Here is a 19647-nt window from a genome sequence, read left to right on the forward strand (position 1 = left end):
CGCGAGCGACCGGGGCGATCTTTCGCCGTCACGCGTCTCGCGACTCGGCGACCCTATCGAGCAGCTCTTGCTTCGAATGCACGCCGACTTTGCGGTACACCGTCCTCGTGTAATTCCGGATGGTGTTCTCCGAGTAGCTGAGCGCTTGGGCAATGAAGGTGCGGCTTCGACCCTGAGCGATCAGCGACACGATCGCCCTCTCGGTGTCGTTCAAGCCGTACCGCCCTGCGAACGCTGCGACCGGATCGACGACCCGAGCCTCGACAGCCTTGACCGACGCCTCGCGTCGCATCTCTCCAAGCTCGAACCCGATAGGATAGTCGCCCATGAAACGGGGCCTCATGATGAGCGTCGCTTCGACCAGCACCACGATCGCCATCGCGATGAGCAGCCACAAGCTGTGATCGAGCGTCGGCCCGACCGCGTACACGACAACGCGCCCAACGGCCATGCACAGCAGCGATCCCCCGTACACCACCGCGTACACCAGCGTCGTCTGGTAATGAACATGGCGGCCAATGAGGCAGATGAAGAACACGAGGGGAATATAGAAGCACGTCACCGCATTGGTCAGAAGGAACGTGCTGGCTTCTTCAGACCCGCTCGATCCGCTCATCAGAAAGCATATGCTGCCCATCATGAGCGCGTTCTGGAACAGCCAGTATCCGGACAACTTGAACGAACGGCCCCGCACCAGCACGAGCCACACGACGAACACGATCAGCAGCACCACGAGCACCTGGTGAATCGAGCGCACCGTTTGCGACAACTCTCGCTGACGCCCATCGGGGTATCCAAGCGCCATGCCCAACAGCAGCGCGTAGAGAAAGAACGCGATCAGCGCGTGCACGGCGCCCGAGTGAAACGGGCCCGATTCGTAGAGCGTGTCGGTTCCCGGCGCCTTCCCCATGCCGTCGTCCCGGCCGATCTGCGTCGTCCCGGCGCGCTCGTCAAGCCGCGTCATCGCCTGCCAGTAAGCGAACACCGACAGCGCAGGGACGAACAGGTTGATCATGCCCGAAACAACGGGGTCCAAATACCCCATCACAAGCGAGAGCACGCACGACAGGGCCAACCCGCCCGCAGCATAGAAGAACAGCTCGCCAGGACGCAGCCGCTCGAGAAAGAATATCCAGATGATCTCGCCGCCAACCAAGCCTATTCCCCCGACGACGACGCGCAGCGCCTCAAGGTCGGTTGTGCCGAAAAAGAGGTCGAGCAGGTAGAGCAAGCTCGAAGCCGTCATCAGCACGAAGCCGGACCATACGAACACGCCGCGCGTTGCGCGCGTGAAACCGGCCTTGTACACGAGCAGGACGAGCAGCGCGATCACCACGACGCGGGCGATGTTCGCGCCCACCGTCACCATGCCGACGTCGGCTGAAAAATGCAGGTTGTAGAAGTTGAACTGGTACCAAAGGCGGTAGAAACCTATGCCGAAAAAAGCGAGGATCAAACCGGGCAAGAACGTCGATCTGAACGCCGCGAAAGAACCGGTATGAAGATACCGGTCGACCATCTGCACGCGCTCGCCGCTTCCGCTTTCCTCCCCTTGCTCCATGGCGGAATTGTACCATAGCCGATTTCGCGCGCAGCAGACGCGATCGAACCCGAACGCAGCTACTCTCCCAGTTTTTCGGCGGCTTCCATCCATTCTTCCTCGAGGGCGTCGATCTGCTGCTGAAGGTCGCCGATCTGGGCTTGGAAGTCGCCGAGGGCGGCGAAGTCGGTGGGATCGGCGGCGGCCATCTGCGCGCGGACGTCCTCGATCTTGCCGTTGAGGGTTTCCACCTTGCGCTCGTTGGACTGCATGAGCTTGCGGAGGGTTCGCTGCTCGCCGCCGGAGAGGCGGGAGCTTTCGGGCGAGGAAGAGCCTTCTATCCCGGAGGCGTCCGAGTCGGCGGTGCGCGCGGGGCGTTGACGTGCGGGATTGCCGGCCGCCACGGAAGAGGGGGAAGCGTCGGCCAGGGCCAAATACTCCTCCACGCCGCCCGGAAGGTGGCGCAGCTTGCCGTCGATCAGGGCGAACTGGTGGTCGGTGACGCGCTCCATGAGGTAGCGGTCGTGGGTGACCAGCAGCAACGTGCCCGGCCAGGCGTCCAGCAAGTCCTCAACCACGGCCAGCATGTCGGTGTCCAGATCGTTGCCGGGCTCGTCGAGGATGAGCACGTTCGGCTCGTCCAGCAGGATGAGCATGAGGGCCAGGCGGCGCTTCTGCCCACCCGACAGGTCACGCACCGGCTCGTTGAGGTCGGCGCGCTTGAACCCCAGCTTCTCCAGCAGCTGCGCGGGCGTCATCTCCTTGCCGTCGAGCATCGTGCGGCGGCTGTAGCGGCCGATGACCTGGCGCACGCGGTCGTCGCCCAGCTCGGACAGGTCGTCCAGATGCTGCGACAGCACGGCGAAGCGCACGGTCTTGCCGATTTTCACCTCGCCCGCATTCAGCTGCTGCAAGCCCTGGATCACGCGCAGCAACGTGGTCTTGCCCGTGCCGTTCTCGCCGACGATGCCGTAGCGGTCGCCCGGGCCGATGATCCAGTCCACGTCGTCGAGAATGGTCTTCTCGCCGAAACGCACGGTCGCGTGCTCGAGATCCACCACCTGCTTGCCGAGGCGCGCCATGGCCATGCGCTTGAGCTCCAGTTCGTCGCGCAGGGGCGGCACGTCGGCGATGAGCTCCTGGGCGGCGGCCACGTGGAACTTCGGCTTCGTCGCGCGCGCCCGCGCGCCGCGCGAGAGCCAGGCCAGCTCGCGGCGCAGCTCGTTCTGGCGCTTCTGCTCGGCCAGCGCCGTGAGGCGATCGCGCTCCACGCGCTGCATGATGTAGGCCGAGAAGCCGCCCTCGAACGGCTCCACGCGCTGGTCGTGCACCTCCCACATGCGCAGGCACACCTCGTCGAGGAACCAGCGATCGTGCGTGACCACGAGCAGCGCGCCCGCGCCCTTCTTCCAGCGGGTTTTCAGATGGTTCGCCAGCCAGGTGATGGCGCGCACGTCCAGGTGGTTCGTGGGCTCGTCGAGCGCCAGCACGTCCCAATCGCCGATGAGCAGCCGCACGAGGTCGACCCGGCGGCGCTGTCCGCCCGACAGCGTCCCCACCTGCGCGTCCCAGGGGATGTCGCCGGCCAGCCCGGCGATGATGTCGCGGATGCGCGCGTCGCTGGCCCACACGTATTCGGGAAGGTCGCCCACCACGGCCTGCTCCACGGTCGCGTCGGGATCGAGCGTGTCGGCCTGCCCCAGCACGCCCACGCGCACGGCGCCGTTCTTCAGCACGCGGCCCTCGTCGGGTTCGAGCGTGCCCGCCAGCAGGTTCAGCAGCGTCGACTTGCCGTCGCCGTTGCGCCCGACGATGCCCACGCGGTCGCCCTCGTCCACGCCCAGCGACACCTCGGAGAACACCTCTTTCGTGGGGAACTCGACCCGCACCTTCTCGCATCCAAGCAGAAACGCCATGAAGCCATCCTTCTTCGCATAGTCCCAGAAGGCCGATTATAGCGCATGGTGCCGAAGCGGGCCCCCGCTCCACGAGAAGGCCGCGCCCGCCGCCGGTCCGCTAGGCCGGAAGCGCCGCGTTTTGCGACGCGCGCTGCCCCTCGGACTGCTCCCGCATAAGGGCGCTCCAGCAGTTCGGCCACGCGATGTCGGGTATCTCGTCGTACGCCAGGCGCTGCATCGTGAACAGCGGCGCGCCCGTCGCCTCGCCGGCAACCTGCGCGCGCACCTCATCCTCGAAGCCCTCGGCCAGCGCGAGGCGGTACGACGTCGAGGTCATGCCGCCGCTCTTGAACGTCCCGTCCACGGTAAGCGCCGTCTGCTCGAAACGCCGCGCGGCCGCCGCGGCTTGCTGCGCCACGTCCCCCTCGAGCGCCTCGTCGGGCACCCGCGCCAGCAGATCGAGCTGCACCGGGCCCGGCTCCAGGTCGTCGAAGACGAGGCAGCGGAACACCGTCATGGTGCTGGCGGGAAAGTACGGCTGGCCGAAAGCCGTCTGCTCCGCCGACGAGACGCCGTCGAACGGCATGCCCGCGTCCACGAATCCCACGTCGGGAACGTCTCCCCACGCGAAGTACAGCTCCCACGGGTCGCCACCTTCGCAGGTGAGGTTCGCGCGGAAGCGCGCGATGCCGTCCTCGATGCCCACGAACGCGATGCCCGTCTCGTCGTTCGGCACCGCAAACGGCTCGCCGCTCGCGTACGTCAGCGAATCGCCGTGCTCCCACGCGTCGTCCAGCAGCAGGTGGAAATCGTAGTTCGAAGGATCGGGCGCCCAGTTCGCCACCTGGTCCTCGGGATCGACGGATGGCCCCGAGAGCGCGCATCCCGCCATCAGCCCGGCGCAGCACGCCGCGCCGACGCACAAACCGACGAGCGCGCTCGCCCATCGCATCCACATCCGCGTTCGCGTTCGCGTTCGTTCCAACGTCCCCATGACCCCTCCTTCAACGCCACGAGCTCCTCCTCGTTCGCCCCATGATACCAAACGGCCGAGACCGATCGGGGCTTCGGAGCGCAGGAGGAAAAACGGCGGCGCGCGCCGTTTTTCGATCAGAGGGCGCACAACTTCGGCCGCAAGGGAGGAGTTCCCTGCGTTTCACCTGGTAAACCCCACCGTACTATAGAGCCATCCCCAGGGAGGGGGCATCGCTCGAACAAGGAGGATCCATGGACAAAGCGCACGCATCCAACCAGCACGACCAGCACCAGCACCACCTCAGCAGGCGCGGCTTCTTCAAGGCGGCCGCCACGGCAACCGTCGCCACGGCGGCGGGCGGGGCGCTCGCCGCGTGCTCGCCGACGGCGCCCGCCGCAGACGGCAACGCAAGCGACAAGGCGAAAGCCGCGTTCGAGGCGGCCGCGGCCCCCATCGAGCCCGTCGAGGCGCCCGCATCGTGGGACGTCGAGGCCGACGTCATCGTGGTGGGGTCGGGCGGCGGCGGCATGACCGGCTCGGTGCGCCTCGCCGACGCGGGCATGAGCGTCATCATGCTGGAGAAGAACGAGAAGACGGGCGGCACCACGTCGTACGGCGGCATGTTCGTGAACCTCGGCGGCCACCGCATGGCGAACGAGGTCGAATGGGCCTATCCCACCTACCCGTACGACCCGAACGCCGTGGTCACCTACATCAACGACCTGCAGCAGATGACCGTCGATCCCGAGCTGCTGTACGCCATGGCCGTTGAGGGGCCGCAGTGCATCGACTGGATGGCCGACGCGATGGACGTGCCCTGGGCCCCGTCGAGCAAGGGGCCGTCGGGCATGAAGAGCCTGTACTGGGACGGTCAGATCACCGCGAAGAACTCCATCGAGATCAACCACTACCCCTTCGAGATCATGACCGAAACGGCCAAAGCTCACGGCGTGGACATCCGCACGAACACCGAAGCCCTCGCGCTCGTGATGGACGGCGGCACCGTGGTGGGCATCAAGGCGAAGACGCCCGACGGCGAGAAGTTCTTCCACGGCAAGAAAGCCGTGCTGCTCACCGCCGGCGGCTTCGAGATGAACCGCGCGATGCTGGCCAAGTACACGCCCACCTGCCTGCGCGGCATCGTCAACGTGGCCACGCCGCCCTACAACGACGGCGCGTGCATCCGCATGGGCCTCGGCGCAGGTGCCGACCTGTCGGGCTACGACTCGGTGGCCTGCTTCGACGGCAGCGTGGAGTGGGAGCCCTACGACGAGTTCGCGACCGCCATGAACGCGCACGTCAACAAGGACGGCAACCAGGCGGTGCGCCAGCCGTGGCTGCTCATCAACCGCACGGGGCAGCGCGTGCCGTTCCTCAGCACGGCCGGTTCGTCCTACCCGTTCCTCAACACCGATCCCAACACCCTGGTCACGGCGCTCACCGACCAAGGCGCCGTGGAGATGAGCCAGCCGGGCGGGCGCACGTACGTGTGCTTCGACTCGAAGTTCGAGCAGCTCGTCGGCGACAACTTCTTCAAGCAGTCCGTGTGCCGCGTGGGCAAGGTCATCCCCGACGACGACCCGCTCGTCGACCGCGTGCCCGAGTGGCAGCGCGACTGGCGCAACGCGTTCCAGATCATGGTGGACGCGGGCACCGTCAAGGAATGCGACACCATCGAAGAGCTGGAACAGGAGCTCGGGTTGCGCGAGGGCGTGCTCGTGAAAGCCGTCGAAGACTGGAACAAGGCGTGCGAGGCGGGCGAGGACAGCGTTCCCACGTACAAGTACGATCCCGAGTGGCTCATCCCCATCGGCGACCCGCCGTATTACGGCGCGAAGATCGGCGGCAACCTGTTCGCCACGAAGTGCGGCCTGCGCATCAACCCGCAGATGCAGGTCATCGACTTGGAAGGCGCCGTCATCGAGGGGCTGTACGCCGGATGGCACACCGCCGGCGGATCGAACGGCGAGAACAACATCGCCGGCAAGCCGTTCAACGGCCTGTTCGGCGACGTGGGGCTCTCGTTCGTGGGCGGCTACATGGCCGCAGGCGCCATCATCGACGCCCAGGCCTAGCGCCCGCCGCCCGCTCGCAAGCCGCGCCGCCGCCCCCTCCCCGGCGGCGCGGCCCTTTGCCGCACGCGCGTCAGCCGACGCCTTCCGCGGCGAGAGCGCGCAGCCCGTCCAAGAATTCGCGACCGCAGGAATCGAGGCGCTGCTCGTCGTACAGCACGTGCAGGTCGCAAGGGATGGCGAAGTCCTCCACCGAGAATATCCTGATATCCGGGCTCGTCCGCAAACCGGAGCGCGACCCGGCCAGCGCGATGCCGAACGTCTCTCCCACCCCCGAGAGGTACAGATCGAGGTAGTTACCGCAGGGCTGGTTGTCGGGCTCTATGCGCACGCCCGCGGCGGAGAAGTAGTCCGCGACCGTTCCGCCCGCGTCCATCAAGTTGCTGGAGTTCCCCAGCAACAGCGTGTACCCGTCCAGGTCGCTCGCCGCGATGCGCTCCTTCTCGAACAGGGGGCACGATCGGTTCATCCAGAAGCAGCATTCGCCCGTGGCCAGGAAGAACGAGGCTATGCGCTCGCCCACGTCGATCGGGCCGGGAGCGCGGTCGCAGAGCGGCCTGACGTGCGCGAATATAGAAACGTCGACCTTGCCGCCGGCCACCGACTCCACGTTCGCGTATGTTCCCGATGCGAACAGGATCTCGACGTGCTGGTCGGGACGCTCCTGCCGAAACGCGGCGAGCGCGCGCAGCAGTACCTCCTCGAACGGCGGATAGTCCAGCGTGCCCACCACGAGCGACGACGAGGCGGCCGAGAACGCGCGGCACTCCTCGACGCTCTCGTCCGTGAGCTTCACGATGGCGCGCGCCTTCTTCAAGAACAGCTTGCCCGTGGGCGAAAGCTCGAGCGCGCCCTGGCGCTTCACCGTGAGCGGCGCCCCCACCTCGTCCTCGAGCGCGTGGATGTGAGCGCGCAACGCCGGCTGCGACACGAACAGCTCGGAAGCAGCCTGCGCGTAGTTGAGCGAACGCGAGAACACCACGTATTCATGCAAGTATGCGGTCTCCAATGGTATTCCTCCCCTCTACCACCGACCTCTCCCGTCCACTATACACGAATCGAGGGTTCGCCGTCTCGAATGCCGACGACCTACCCGCTGTCAACGAATCGTTACGTTACAATAGGGGGAAGCCCCCGACCAATTTCCGAAGGAGGCATTGCGTGGAGCTCCTTGAACTCTCTCTGCTGATGCTGGCCGCCGTGCTACTCTCGTCCGTTATCGACCAGCTGGTTCCCAAAGCGTCGTCGCCGCTCATCCAAATCGGTTTGGGCCTGATCATCGCCTTGGTGATGGGCACCCAGATCAACATCGACTTCGACCCGAACCTGTTTCTGGTGCTGTTCATCGCCCCGCTTCTGTACGACGAAGCCAAGCACCTCGACAAGAAGGCACTCTGGGAGAACAGGCGCCCCGTGCTGTCGCTGGCCGTCGGGCTGGTCATCGCGTCGGCGCTCATCGTCGGTTTCGCCGTCAACTGGCTGATCCCGTCCATCTCGCTGGCCGCCGCGTTCGCCCTGGGCGCCGCGCTCGGCCCCACCGACGCCGTGTCGGTGGCCTCGCTGTCCAAGCAGGTGAAGATTCCCGCGCGCTCCCGCAACATCCTGGAAAGCGAATCCATCATCAACGACGCCTCGGGCATCGTGTCGTTCCAGTTCGCCATCGCCGCCGCGGTGACCAGCACGTTCTCGCTCGTCGGCGCAACCGCCAACTTCTTCTTCGCCTTCGTGGGCGGCATGCTCGTGGGCGTGGGGCTGGGCTATCTGGGCAATTTCATCGTGCGCCGCGTGCGTTCGTGGGGGCTCGAGAACTCCACGTTCCACGTGCTGTTCGAGGTGTTCGTGCCGTTCATCGTCTACCTGGTGGCCAACGGGCTGGGCACGAGCGGCATCATCGCCGTCGTTGCCGCGGGCCTGCTCAACGTCGTGTCGCCGCGCACCATCGGGCCCGCCGTCTCGCGCATGAACATCGTATCGACCAGCGTATGGCGCGTGCTGTCGTTCGCCCTCAACGGCATCGTGTTCGTGCTCCTCGGCACGCAGCTGCCCCGCGCCATGCAGCGCACCTGGGCCAACGTCACCATCGACAACGGCGTGCTCATCGGCTACATCCTGGGCATCACGCTGCTGATGCTGGCCGTCAGGTTCTTGTGGGTGCTGATCATGGACCGGCTCCACCGGCAACGCTCAGGACGCATGACGATGGACGAGCTCCGCTCCACCGCCATCATGACGCTCGCCGGCCCGAAGGGCACCATCACGCTGGCCGTCGTGTTCACCATCCCGTTCACCATACCCCAGCGCGAGCTGCTGCTGTTCCTGGCGTGCGGCGTCATCGTGGTCACCATGCTGCTGGCGACGTTCGCGGTGCCGCTGATCGCCCCGAAGAAGGAGTCCGTCGAGGAGGGCCGCTTCGACGAGGAGCAGGCCAACATCGAGATACTCCGGTCGGTCATCGAAGAGCTGGCCGCCCGCCAGACCAGCGAGAATCGCGCCGCCACGCAAACGGTCATCCACGCCTACAACGAGCGCATCGCCCGCTTGAAGAACGAGACGAAGCTGCCCGACGACCCCATCATGCCGCTGCGTCTGCGCGCGAACCGATGGGAGCGCGATTTCGTGCTCGACCTGCTGGAACGCGAGGAAGTGGACCAGCTGGTGGGCTACCGTCACGTCAAGCGCCTCTCGCGCACCGAGAACCTGCTGAAGCACCACGCCGATCGCGTGTCGTTCCAGATCGCCTACCTGCGCGTGCGCACGCTGGTGCACGCGGGCTGGCACCGCCTGGTCGAGGCGCTGCCCGGCGACGACCTCGCCGAGCGCGCGCAAGCCGAGCGCGACCTTCGCCTGCGCAGCAACGGGCACGTCATCGAGAAGCTGCAGGCCGAGCTCGCCTCGCCCACGTCGGACGAGTCCACCGAAAACGTGAGCGCGCTGCTGCTGGAGTACCAGCGCCTCGTGCAGACCACGCGCGCCGCGAACCCCTCCATCACCGCGCTCACCACCACCGCGGACAAGGCCGTGGAACTCCAGCTCCAGGGCTTGCGGCTGGAACTGGAGGCCATCCAGTCGCGCTACGAGGACGGGCTGCTGCCCCGCGCCTCGTACAAGCGGCTGCGCGAGAACGTGGCGCTCATGCAGATCGACCTGGAGGACAACGTGTAGCGCGCACGGCGCCCCTAGAACAGCACCATCACCGCCACGACGAACGCGACCGTTATCGCGAGGCCGCCGACGACGATGGCCCACACGGCGGGGCGCGCCCAGTTGAGCGTCCAGCCCACGCCGAAGCGTTCGGGCAAAAACAGGCTGGCGTCGTCGGGGTTGAAGTAGAACACGCCGAACTTCCAATACCGATCGTCGTCCACCAGCAGCTGGTCGGACGTCTGCATGCGCTTGAACACGCGCGAGCCGGCCTGCCCGTACACGAGGCTCACCGCCATGCCGCCGACGCACAGCACGATCGCGGCAATCATGACGAAGATGGCCGCCTGCCCCAGGTTGATCAGGTTCATGAACGACAGCGGCATGGCGATCATCGCGATGGCGATCACCACGCCGCCCACCACGAGGTAGATGCTCTGCGCGCGGGCGAACAGGCCGTACGCCAGCGCCGACGTGGCCGGCGCACCGGGCTCGGCCCACTTCTTCGAGCGCGCGATGGTCCAGTGGGAGAACGCGAAGCACAGGCCCATGAACGCCTGGATGAGCACGGGCATCCACAGGACGAGCGGGGTCTTGTCGGCGTAGCGGTTCACCGTGCCGTCGAAGTCCATGTGCATGGGGATCTGGTCGGGCATGTGCGCGTAACCGATCGCGCCCACCGCGAACGTGACCGCCATGATGGGCAGGTACAGCAGGTTCCACTTCACCGAGATGGCGTGCGGCACGGGCTGCTCGCCCACCACCGCGACGGACTCCTGCACGTCGGCCTCCCAGCCGCGCTCGTTCTTGTACGCGGTCATCTTCGCCCGGTACGCCAGCATGAGCCCGTAGCCGCCCGCGGTCAGCGCGAGCGATCCGACGATCAGCACCACCATCACGCCGCTCACGTTGCCCGCGGCCGCGCAGGCGAACCCGACGAGGGTGAACGCGACCGTGGCCGCGCCGACGATGACGGCGTACCGGCGCTTGAGCCCTTTGACGTACGGGTCGTTCTGCTCGGCCGTGGGAACGGTGACCGTGAACACCTCGCCGCGGCGCATGAGGTACGGGGTGACGGCCATGAACGCGCCGACGATGGGCACGAGCAGCGCCGTGACCAGCATGATAACCGTCGGGTCGAACCCTTCCACTACCACGCACCTCCCCCGAGCGCCGGCTCGCACGACACGGCGCTCTCGCCGTCCGCGTCGCGCGCATCGTCCGCCGCACGCGCATCCGGCGCGTCGGACCGCTCGCCCGCCCCGTAGGCGCGCGCGGCCTGGCGCTGCGCGCATTCCAGGAACTCGCCCCACGAGCCGCCGCGCGCGCGATGCGCCAGCGCCAGCTCGAACAGGCCGTCCTCCATCTTCGCCAGCTCGATTTGGGCGCGATCGGCGCGATCGTCCTCGCACGGGTCGGCGATGTAGGCGCCCGAGCGGCCGCGCATGAGCACGTACCCCTCGTCGCGCAGCACGGCGTACGCCTTGTTCACCGTGTGCAGGTTGATGCCCAAGTCGCTGGCCAGGGCGCGCACGGACGGCAGCGCCGCGCCGGGCTCCAGCTCGCCCGTGGCGATGGCCGCGATGATCTGACCGCGCAGTTGCAGGTACAGCGGCTCTTCCGACTTCTGATCTATGCGGATGATCATGCAGACCCTCCTTCGTTTAGAACACGAACACGTTCACGACGAGGTCGATGATGCCCACCGCCACGCCGATGCCGGCCAGCAGCAGCCCCGTCTTCTCGCGCGACAAGCCCAGCCATACCGAGCCGAACAACCCGAGCCCCGTCGACAGCAGCACGGGAAACCATTTCGGCGACCAGCCGTTGACCTCGCCCGTCACGCCGAAGTGCGTCACCACCTGGTCGGGCAGCAAGAACCACTGCAGCACCGCCAACACCAGCGTCGTCGCGCCAAGCGCCACGGCCACCGCCAACCCCGCACGGCCCTCCAGCACCTTGCCGCCGTTGCGCCGCGTCGTTTTCTCGCCGTAGCCATCCATGATACATCCTTTCCTTCGTCAGCCGATCTTCCTCATGCAGAAAGCCCGCGCTTCGCCGTGGCGCGGTACAGCGCCAGCGAGCCCGCGCCCGCGAGCAGCGCCAACAGAATCGAGCCCGCCGAGCCGAGGAGCGTCGCCGCCGCCATGCCGACCACGAAGAACCCCATGCCGGCGAACACCACCACGAACACGGGCATACCGCGCTTGACCGGCTCGTACACCGTGGTCCAGTCGTAGCGCGGGCGGCGCGCGTCAAGCGCGAGGCCCCCAAACGTGGCCAGCATGCATGCTGAGAGCGGCACCGCGAACAGCGCTGCGACCGACAGCGCATCGAGCGGCACGGACACCGCGATGAGCAGCGCCGACACCACGAGGAACGGCACGCCGATGATGAGGTTGATAGCCGCCTTCGCACCCAGCACCGTGCTCGCGGGCACCGGCGCGGTCAGCATGAGCCAGCGCGCCGAGCCTTCGAGCGAAACCGACGCGGCCGTGGTGGACGAGATGCTGCAGAAGAACGCGAGGCCCCAGGGCAGCACGGTGCCCATGAGCGGAGCGAGCTCCGGCGGCAGCGCGTCGAGCGACACCATGCCCGTCGCCGTGCCCACCGCGACGGCGACGGCCGCCACGAACACGAGCACGTAGCCGATGCATGCGTTCATCAGGTAGATGGGCGTGGCCACCAACAGCCGGGCCTCCTTGACCACGAGCGCGCGCAGCGGCGTGCTGGCCTTCGCGCCGGCGGCGCCCTTGCCGTCGAAGGAGAAGGTCCCGCGCGGACGCGACGACATGAGCAGCGTGTTCACCGGCACGAACAGGCGCACGATGAGCGCGAGCACCACGCCCGCCGCCACGAGGTTCACCGCGGCGAACGCCAGGAACTGCACGAGGTCGCCGTCGACGATCCCCGCCGCAGCCCACACGGCCGGCGGGAAGGCGGATGCCAGCTGGGTCGTCAGCGCCGTGCCGAGCGCCGTCATGGCCTCCAGGTCGTCGGCCTGGCCGGACAGCGCGAACGAGCCGAACACGGCCGCCAGCGTGGCCGCCAGGGTGAGCACGATCACCACGATGTTCGCATGCTTGAAGCGCGCCGACACCGCCGCGATGAGCACGGCCAGCACGATGGCCGCCGCCAGCGGCAGCAGCGGCGCCAGCACCACGGACAGCGCCATGCATGCGACGCCCACCGCGGTCACGCCCGCGTTCGCCGCGTACACGGCGAACGCCGGCACCATCGCCAACAGGCCGAACAGGAGGCTCATGGCGTACAGCGACGCAATGCGCGACAGCACCACCGACGAGACGGACACCGGCAGCGACATCACGAGGTCGTAGTCCTTGAAGCCGAACAGCACGCCGTTCGTCTTGAGGAACGCCGCCACGGCTCCGGCCACGGCGCCCACGAGCACCGCGACGAGCGGGATGGCCTCGGGCAGGCCGATCTGGACGAGCGCCTGCGCCACGCCCGACGAGTACACGCCGGCGAACAGCACCACGGCCGCCACGGCCAGCGCCGCGATGGCCAGCGTGCGCTTCGCCTTCGCCGGGTCGGCGTGCAGCGTCTTGTTGATGCCGAACAGGCCCAACAACTGGATTTTCAGCAGAAGCACGAAGGATTTCATAGCCGTCCCCTACCCTTGCGCATTCCGGTCGATCATGTCGAGGAACACGTCCTCCAGGCTCTCGTCGCCGACGACTTCGGCCGTCGGACCGTAGGCGCGCAGCGAGCCCTGCTTGATGATGGCCACCTTGTTGCACAGCTTCTCCACCACTTCCAGCACATGGCTCGAGAAGAACACGGCCGACCCGCGATCGGCCAGCTCGCGCAGCATCTCCTTCACATGGAAGGACGCCTCGGGATCGAGGCCGACGAACGGCTCGTCCAGCACGAGCAGCGTCGGCTCGTGCACGAGCGCGCCGATGAGCACGAGCTTCTGGCGCATGCCGTGGGAATACGAGGACACGAGATCGCCCAGCGCCGAGGTGAGGCTCAGCCGGTCCGCATGCTCCTTGATGCGGCGTTCCCGCACGTCGACAGGCACTTCGAAGATATCCGAGATGTAGTTGAGGTACTGGATGCCCGTGAGGAACTCGTAGATGTCGGGGTTGTCGGGCACGTAGGCCGTCACGCGCTTGCACGCGAGCGCGTCGCTCTTCACCGACTGGCCCGCGATGCGAATGTCGCCCTCGTCGAAGCCCGTCACGCCCACGATGGCGCGGATGAGCGTGGTTTTGCCAGCGCCGTTGTGGCCGACGAACCCGAATATATCCCCCGGCATGGCCTCGAGCGTCACGTTGTCCACGGCACGCTTCGCACCGAACGTCTTCACCACATCCTTCACTGCCAAAACCGGAACCGCTGCGTTCATACTTGATCCTTTCGCCGCTATTTGTTATATTTATGCTATAACAGATGGAACAAAGATGCAAGGGGCGTTCCGGAAAGCGCGCCTTCCCACATCGAGATGTTTCACGTGAAACATTTGTTCGCTCAGAAAGCGAGGAGGACGCTATGAAGCGCATCGTGATTTTCCTGGCCGTCACGTTCGGGTTGACGTGGGCGTACGAGTTCGGGGTGGTCTATCCCGTCTCGGCGGGGGCCCTGACGGGCATACCGCCGGTCGCCGCGCAGTTCGTCACCGGAGCGGCCATGTTCTTCCCCGCCCTGGGCGTGCTCGTCACGCGCCTCGTCACGCGCGAGGCTTCAAGAACAGCCTGATCAAGCCGAAGAGGTTCGGGAAGTCCGCGCCCTGGTTCGCCGTGGCCTGGTTCGGGCCCGCAGTGCTCACCGTGATCGGCACCGCCGCGTACTACCTCCTGTTCCCGCAGGATTTCGACCCTGCCATGTCCACCATGACGGCCACGGTGCAGCAGGCCAACGCCGCCAGCGGTGCCGAGCTGCCAGACGACGCCGTCATGATGATGCTGCTCGCCCAGCTGCCCTTCGCCATCTTCTTGGGACCCGCGCTCAACATCTTCACGACGTTCGGCGAGGAGTGGGGATGGCGCGGCTACCTGGTGCCGAAGATGGCCACGCATATGCGCATCGTGCCGACGCTGCTGGTCACCGGCGTGATCTGGGGCCTGTGGCACGCGCCGCTCACCATCATCGGGCACAACTACGGCGTAGGGTACCCGGGTTGGCCGTTCGCCGGCATCGCCGCCATGTGCGTGTTCTGCATCGTGCTGGGCATCTTCTTCACCTACGTCACCGTACGCACGGGAAGCTGCCTCGCCGCGGCCGTGGGGCATGGCGCCGTGAACGCGTTCGTCAGCGCGGGCATCATGTTCTCGGTCACGGGCGGCAACCCGTTCGTGGGCCCCATGCCCGTGGGTATCGTCGGCGGCAGCGCCTTCATCGTGGCAGCCGCTTTCATGCTGTGGGACCTGCACCGTCGCGAGAAAGCCGGCACGCTCGACATGCCGCAGGCGGGTCTGCCCGACGACGTCACGAAAGCCGACCTCGCCCGCACGGCCGCCGCGAACCCGCCTGCCCCTACTGCTTGATCACCGGGCAGGCGACGGCGCTGACGGCGGCCAGCGCCGCGCACAGGTAGAGGGCGGGCAGTGCCGAGGCCGATGCGTCGATGAGCGCCCCCAGCGCGAAACCCGTCAGCAGGCTGCCGATGTTGGCGACCGCCGTGATGAAGCCCGTCGATTGCGCGGCGATCGACGGGCGCACCAGCTCGCTGGGCAGCGTCCAGAACGTGCCGCAGCACAGCGACACCGACGCGTAGGCGATCACCAGCACGGCGGTGACCAGGCCATGCGGCACGAACGGCACCGCCACGAGCGCCACCACCGACACGGCGTTGCCCACGAGCAGCACGGGCCAGCGCCTCCCGCCGAACACACGGTCGGACAGGATGCCGCCCAGAGGCGACGCGATGAGCGTGATGACGAACGTGGCCGACGTGATACTTGCCACGGCGTCGCCCGAGAACCCCAGGTTGCCGGTGAGCAGCGGGGGCAGCAGCGTGGCGAACCCGTAGGTCAGCCACCCGTTCACGAACCCCACGACGATGGCGGCCCAGAACCGCGGCTGCTTGCGCGCCTGCGCCATGGTGTCGGGGCGAGCGGCAGGCGTTTCCTCAGGTGCGGTCGCCTCGTCCGGCGGCAGCAGGTCGGCCACCGCATCGGTGCCGGGGTACACCGCGCCCAGGTCGCGCACCGTCGTCGCGTACACGATGGCGATGATCGCGCCCGGCGCGACCACCAGCACGGCAGCCGCGAACTGCCACGACATCCCCGTGCTCAACAGCGGCGGCGCGAAGAACGACGCCAGCGCGAAGCCGAAGCCCAGCACGCCCATGAGCAGGCCTTCCGCTATCCCGCGCTGCCGCACGGGGAACCACAGCGTGGTTGACGACACCACCGAGCTGGCGATGCAGCCGCCGGCGACGCCCTGGAGGAAGCGCAGCGCCATCATGCCCTCGTAGCTGGCGCCCACCACCGTGGGGAACAGCGCCGCCAGCAGCACGTTCACCACGATGCCGCCCACCACGGTGCGCCGCGCGCCGAACAGCGCCTGCAGCTTGCCGCCCGCCGCGCTGGCCAGCGCGTAGCCCGCCAGCGTCACCGTGGTCAGCAGCGCCAGATCGGCCGTGGCCAGGTGCCACTGGTCCTGCACGGTGGACGAGAACGCGTTCACCACCTGCACGGTGAGGAAGAACTGGCCGTACGCCAGCATGTTGGCAACGAGAATCCACCACCGGTACGCGGGCGGCTTGCTCAGACGGGAACGGGCGGATGCGATCATGGAAGACCCTTTCGGCGGGAACGCGGCATACTGCGCCCCAGTGTAGGCCCGCTCCCGCCGCGCCCGCCGACCCGTCACCCCCAAGAAAGCGAACTGGAACCTAGAACCCCTTGCTCCGCATCGCGCGGGATAACAAGAACAAATGTTTCACGTGAAACATTCGCCCGCGCTTGGCGCGGGCGGCGCGTAGCGCAGGAGGGGCGCCCCGAAACGGAGCGCCCCTCCCCCCCCGCTCACCGCGCTACACGGTGAGCTTGCCCTTCCCCGTGCGCTCGACCTCGCACAAGCCGGATCGGAAGGGAGGGAATCCGGTGATGGGGTCGAAGTCGCGCGTGGTCAGCAGGTTGATGTCGGCCTGGTGCCAGCCGTGGAAGACGTCGACGACGCCGGGCAGCACGATGTTCGTGACCTCGGCCTTCATCGTCACCTCGCCGAACTGGTTGAACACGCGCACCTGCGCGCCGTCCGTGATGCCGCGCGCCTCGGCGTCGTCCGGATGCAGGCGCACCACCGGCTCGGGCATGAACTGGTTGAGCCACGGCAGATCGCGCAGCTTCGAGTGCGTGTAGTACGGCACGCGCGAGCCGCTGTTCAGCACCAGCGAGTAGTCCTTCGCCTCGTCGGGCGTGCTCACCGGGCTGTGCACCGGCTCCTCGTACACCGGCAGCCCCTCGAAGCCGTACTGCTTCAACACCTCGGACACCAGCTCGACCTTGCCCGTGGGCGTGTTGAACCCGGGCTGGCCGTCCTTGCGCAGGCCGCCCGTTTCGTACTTCTTCACATCCTTCGTGCCGCCCGGCACCTCGAAGCCCTCGGGATGCTCGCGCAGCAGCTCCAGCGAGATGTCGATGCCCGCACCCTGGTACATGTCGTCGAGCGCCGTCTCCACGCTGCCGCCGTAGCACTCCTCCTCGAAGCCCAGCGCGCAGCCGATTTCCAGGATGATCTGCCAGTCCTCGCGGCACTGGCCCGCCGGCTCCACCACCGGGTCGCGATGGAATATCTTCCGTCCGAAGATGGCGGGCGGGGCCATGCGCTCGTAGCACATGGCGGCCGGCAGCAGCATGTCCACCAGGTCGTGCGTCCAGGGACGCATGTAGTAGTCGATGGCCACAGTGAATTCCATGTCCTTGATGGCCTTCTGGTACTCCGGCGTCTGCGGCCACATCATGGAGTTCACGCCCAGCAGCACGCCGGCGCGGATCTTGCCGTCGGCCACCAGCTCGGGCAGGTGCGCGGTCTGGATCATCTTGAAGTAGTGCGCCCACACGGGGAAGTCGTCCTTGTCCAGGCGCTTGTCCTGCAAGCCCTGCTCGTCGTACATGCCCTCCAGGCGGAACGCCGCGGTGGACGCCGAGTAGTCGAACGGCAGCCCCGGGCCCATGGCCAGGCCGCCCGCCACGTCCAGGCTGCCCGTCAACGCGATGATGGAGTACACCGCGCGCTGGAAGTTGCCCACGTTGGTGGCGTGGCACGCGCCGGCCGAGCTGGATACCAGCGTCGCGGGCGCGTTCTCGCAGATCAGATGCACCGCTTCCTCAAGCTTGGCGGCGGGCACCCAGGTGATCTCCTCCACGCGCTCGGGCGTGAACTCCTGCACGTAGGCGGACAGCTCGTCGAAGCCGTGCGTCCACGTCTCCACGAACTCCTTGTCGTAGAGGTTGTCGCGCAGCATGACGTGCATGAACCCGAGCGCCAGCGCGCCGTCGGTACCGGGGCGCAGCTGCAGGTGGACGTCGGCCATACCGGTCACCGTGGGCGTGATGCGCGGATCGACGATGACGAACTTGCAGCCGCGCTCCTTCTGCTTCATCATGTCGCCGAAGCGGTACGGCTGCGACCAGGCCGGATTGAGCGACCACACCAGGCAGCTGGCTGTGGCGTCGGTGGGGTCGGAGCCCATGGTCAGCTGTCCGGTCACCAGCTGCGAGCACATCCACGTGGCCGCCGCGCAGGTGGAGCTTTCGGAGCCGTACGTCGGCGAGCCGAACAGCGTGGCAAGGAGCTGCATGGCGCCGCGCGGCTCCTTCGGATCGCCGCAGTAGAACAGCACCGCCTCGGGACCGCTTTCGTCCTTGATGCGGTTGAACTCGCTCGCGATGCGGGCGTACGCGTCGTCCCACGAGATGGGCTCCCACTCGGGCGCGCCCGTGCCCTTCGGGTTCGTGCGCGCCATGGGGTACGTGATGCGATGCGGATCGTACAGCTCCTGCAAGCTGGAAACGCCCTTCGCGCAGATGGGAGACGCGGGATACTGGTCGCGCGCCTCCACGCGCACCACCTTGCCGTCCTTTACCGAGGCGGCGATGCCGCACTTCGGCACGTGGTTGCACATGTCGCAGTACGTGTGCTTCACCTCGACGGGCGCCTCTTCGGCGATGGCCCCTTCGGGATGCACGATCTCGTAGGCTCCCCCGGCCAGCGCGGCGCCCGCGACCGCCGCCGAGCCCTTGAGGAACGTACGACGGGAAACGTTGTCGAACTCGCTCATGTTAGGCCCCTTCCTTCCCCTGCTTGGAATTCGCCGACGCCAGCGTGTTGGACGGCAGCACGTCGAGCGGCATGCCGTCGACCGGACGGTAGTAGAACGATGTCTCGTCCACGCGCAGCACCGCTTCGTCGCCGGCGATGAACTTCGACACCGGGCTCTCGGGGTCGTCCAAGTCGCCGAAGTAACGCGCCCGACCCGGGCAGTTCACCACGCAGGCCGGCTGCTTGCCCTCGGCCAGCCGAGCCTCGCAGAAGATGCACTTCTCGGCCACCAGCTCGCGCTGCACGCCGTACGATTCGTACGGCGCGGGCACGTCGGCGCCGAACATGTTCTCGCTCTTGCGGTTGAGCTTGCGCGCGCCGTACGGACACGCGGCCAGGCACAACCCGCACGCGATGCACTGATCGTACTCGATGACGGTGATGCCGTCGTCGCGCCGCACGCTCGCCCCCGTGGGGCACGCGTCCACGCACTTCGGCTGCTCGCACTGCACGCACGCATGCGGCACATACGCACGGCCGCTCTGACCCACCTGCGTGCCCCACTCGTACACGTCGAGGTTGTTCCACGACACGCCCGGCCGCTGGTTGTTCTGCATTTGGCACGCCACCACGCACGCGCCGCATCCTGCGCATCGCCGCAGGTCGATCGCCATTCCGTACCTCGTCATCCCCTCGTCCTTTCTCCCTGGTGCGCGGCCGTTTCGGCTCGCGCTTCTCCTAGGGCGAACTCTACTCGGGACGAACAACCCCTTCTAGACGCACCCG

Annotated in this window: 16 protein-coding genes; 4 read left to right on the forward strand and 12 right to left on the reverse strand. The window is 67.1% G+C overall.

Translation table 11 applies throughout. From position 1 onward, the window contains the following. Window positions 1-28 precede the first annotated feature (28 nt). The 3 genes from GS424_RS15630 to GS424_RS15640 form a co-directional block, all read right to left on the reverse strand. On the reverse strand, window positions 29-1561 hold the full coding sequence (locus GS424_RS15630; protein ID WP_244977580.1) for a helix-turn-helix transcriptional regulator: 1533 nt from the start codon (window positions 1559-1561) through the stop codon (window positions 29-31). A 59-nt stretch (window positions 1562-1620) separates the two neighbouring features. Continuing rightward, window positions 1621-3456 carry an ABC-F family ATP-binding cassette domain-containing protein gene (locus GS424_RS15635; protein ID WP_160941376.1) on the reverse strand — a complete coding sequence of 612 codons (1836 nt, stop codon included), beginning with the start codon at window positions 3454-3456 and terminating at the stop codon, window positions 1621-1623. Window positions 3457-3556: 100 nt separating this feature from the next. Further along, a complete protein-coding gene (locus GS424_RS15640; protein ID WP_160941377.1) occupies window positions 3557-4390 on the reverse strand; it encodes a hypothetical protein in 834 nt (277 codons plus the stop codon). 275 nt (window positions 4391-4665) lie between these two features. Between GS424_RS15640 and GS424_RS15645 the strand changes: the two genes are divergently transcribed. Further along, complete coding sequence (locus tag GS424_RS15645; protein ID WP_160941378.1) at window positions 4666-6489, forward strand: FAD-dependent oxidoreductase; 1824 nt, start codon at window positions 4666-4668, stop codon at window positions 6487-6489. Between the two features lie 70 nt (window positions 6490-6559). On the opposite strand, the gene GS424_RS15650 is transcribed toward GS424_RS15645, so the two are convergent. Beyond that, window positions 6560-7495, reverse strand: a complete 936-nt coding sequence (locus GS424_RS15650; protein ID WP_160941379.1) for a LysR family transcriptional regulator — start codon at window positions 7493-7495, stop codon at window positions 6560-6562. Between the two features lie 152 nt (window positions 7496-7647). On the opposite strand from GS424_RS15650, the gene GS424_RS15655 reads away from it, so the two are divergent. After that, window positions 7648-9648 (forward strand): cation:proton antiporter, encoded by a 2001-nt coding sequence (locus GS424_RS15655; RefSeq protein WP_160941380.1) that lies wholly within the window; start codon window positions 7648-7650, stop codon window positions 9646-9648. Window positions 9649-9662: 14 nt separating this feature from the next. On the opposite strand, the gene GS424_RS15660 is transcribed toward GS424_RS15655, so the two are convergent. Genes GS424_RS15660 through GS424_RS15680 form a run of 5 tightly spaced genes read right to left on the reverse strand, consistent with a single transcriptional unit; the run spans window position 9663 to window position 13999 of the window. Then, a complete protein-coding gene (locus tag GS424_RS15660) occupies window positions 9663-10778 on the reverse strand; it encodes a DUF1648 domain-containing protein (RefSeq protein ID WP_160941381.1) in 1116 nt (371 codons plus the stop codon). Then, entirely contained in the window at window positions 10778-11275 is a 498-nt protein-coding gene (locus tag GS424_RS15665; protein WP_160941382.1) for a GntR family transcriptional regulator, read from the reverse strand. The genes GS424_RS15660 and GS424_RS15665 overlap by 1 nt, the downstream gene beginning before the upstream one ends. A gap of 16 nt (window positions 11276-11291) precedes the next feature. Next, window positions 11292-11630: a DUF1648 domain-containing protein gene (locus tag GS424_RS15670; protein WP_160941383.1), complete on the reverse strand. Its 339-nt coding sequence runs from the start codon at window positions 11628-11630 to the stop codon at window positions 11292-11294. A 32-nt stretch (window positions 11631-11662) separates the two neighbouring features. Next, complete coding sequence (locus GS424_RS15675; protein WP_160941384.1) at window positions 11663-13252, reverse strand: hypothetical protein; 1590 nt, start codon at window positions 13250-13252, stop codon at window positions 11663-11665. Between the two features lie 9 nt (window positions 13253-13261). Then, the gene (locus GS424_RS15680; RefSeq protein ID WP_154332856.1) at window positions 13262-13999 is read right to left on the reverse strand and encodes an ABC transporter ATP-binding protein; all 738 of its coding nucleotides are present in this window, start codon (window positions 13997-13999) and stop codon (window positions 13262-13264) included. 143 nt (window positions 14000-14142) lie between these two features. On the opposite strand from GS424_RS15680, the gene GS424_RS18025 reads away from it, so the two are divergent. Both GS424_RS18025 and GS424_RS15685 read left to right on the forward strand, forming a co-directional pair. After that, window positions 14143-14349: a hypothetical protein gene (locus GS424_RS18025; RefSeq protein WP_244977581.1), complete on the forward strand. Its 207-nt coding sequence runs from the start codon at window positions 14143-14145 to the stop codon at window positions 14347-14349. A gap of 62 nt (window positions 14350-14411) precedes the next feature. After that, on the forward strand, window positions 14412-15137 hold the full coding sequence (locus GS424_RS15685) for a CPBP family intramembrane glutamic endopeptidase (protein ID WP_244977582.1): 726 nt from the start codon (window positions 14412-14414) through the stop codon (window positions 15135-15137). On the opposite strand, the gene GS424_RS15690 is transcribed toward GS424_RS15685, so the two are convergent. The 3 genes from GS424_RS15690 to GS424_RS15700 form a co-directional block, all read right to left on the reverse strand. Continuing rightward, the gene (locus tag GS424_RS15690; RefSeq protein WP_160941385.1) at window positions 15127-16389 is read right to left on the reverse strand and encodes an MFS transporter; all 1263 of its coding nucleotides are present in this window, start codon (window positions 16387-16389) and stop codon (window positions 15127-15129) included. The genes GS424_RS15685 and GS424_RS15690 overlap by 11 nt on opposite strands. Window positions 16390-16630: 241 nt before the next feature. Continuing rightward, on the reverse strand, window positions 16631-18880 hold the full coding sequence (locus GS424_RS15695) for a molybdopterin-containing oxidoreductase family protein (RefSeq protein WP_160941386.1): 2250 nt from the start codon (window positions 18878-18880) through the stop codon (window positions 16631-16633). A gap of 1 nt (window position 18881) precedes the next feature. Beyond that, entirely contained in the window at window positions 18882-19550 is a 669-nt protein-coding gene (locus GS424_RS15700) for a 4Fe-4S dicluster domain-containing protein (protein WP_160941387.1), read from the reverse strand. Window positions 19551-19647: the final 97 nt, after the last annotated feature.

Origin of the sequence: Eggerthella guodeyinii, from assembly GCF_009834925.2 — a bacterium.
Lineage (GTDB): Bacteria > Actinomycetota > Coriobacteriia > Coriobacteriales > Eggerthellaceae > Eggerthella > Eggerthella guodeyinii.

What these genes read in the sequence shown, in the direction of transcription:
- GS424_RS15630 (WP_244977580.1), bottom strand. Translation starts at nt 1,561, where the DNA reads ATGGAGCAAGGGGAGGAAAGCGGAAGCGGCGAGCGCGTGCAGATGGTC.
- GS424_RS15695 (WP_160941386.1), bottom strand. Translation starts at nt 18,880, where the DNA reads ATGAGCGAGTTCGACAACGTTTCCCGTCGTACGTTCCTCAAGGGCTCG.
- GS424_RS15670 (WP_160941383.1), bottom strand. Translation starts at nt 11,630, where the DNA reads ATGGATGGCTACGGCGAGAAAACGACGCGGCGCAACGGCGGCAAGGTG.
- GS424_RS15635 (WP_160941376.1), bottom strand. Translation starts at nt 3,456, where the DNA reads ATGGCGTTTCTGCTTGGATGCGAGAAGGTGCGGGTCGAGTTCCCCACG.
- GS424_RS15640 (WP_160941377.1), bottom strand. Translation starts at nt 4,390, where the DNA reads ATGCGATGGGCGAGCGCGCTCGTCGGTTTGTGCGTCGGCGCGGCGTGC.
- GS424_RS15690 (WP_160941385.1), bottom strand. Translation starts at nt 16,389, where the DNA reads ATGATCGCATCCGCCCGTTCCCGTCTGAGCAAGCCGCCCGCGTACCGG.
- GS424_RS15645 (WP_160941378.1), top strand. Translation starts at nt 4,666, where the DNA reads ATGGACAAAGCGCACGCATCCAACCAGCACGACCAGCACCAGCACCAC.
- GS424_RS15700 (WP_160941387.1), bottom strand. Translation starts at nt 19,550, where the DNA reads ATGACGAGGTACGGAATGGCGATCGACCTGCGGCGATGCGCAGGATGC.
- GS424_RS15675 (WP_160941384.1), bottom strand. Translation starts at nt 13,252, where the DNA reads ATGAAATCCTTCGTGCTTCTGCTGAAAATCCAGTTGTTGGGCCTGTTC.
- GS424_RS18025 (WP_244977581.1), top strand. Translation starts at nt 14,143, where the DNA reads ATGAAGCGCATCGTGATTTTCCTGGCCGTCACGTTCGGGTTGACGTGG.
- GS424_RS15665 (WP_160941382.1), bottom strand. Translation starts at nt 11,275, where the DNA reads ATGATCATCCGCATAGATCAGAAGTCGGAAGAGCCGCTGTACCTGCAA.
- GS424_RS15680 (WP_154332856.1), bottom strand. Translation starts at nt 13,999, where the DNA reads ATGAACGCAGCGGTTCCGGTTTTGGCAGTGAAGGATGTGGTGAAGACG.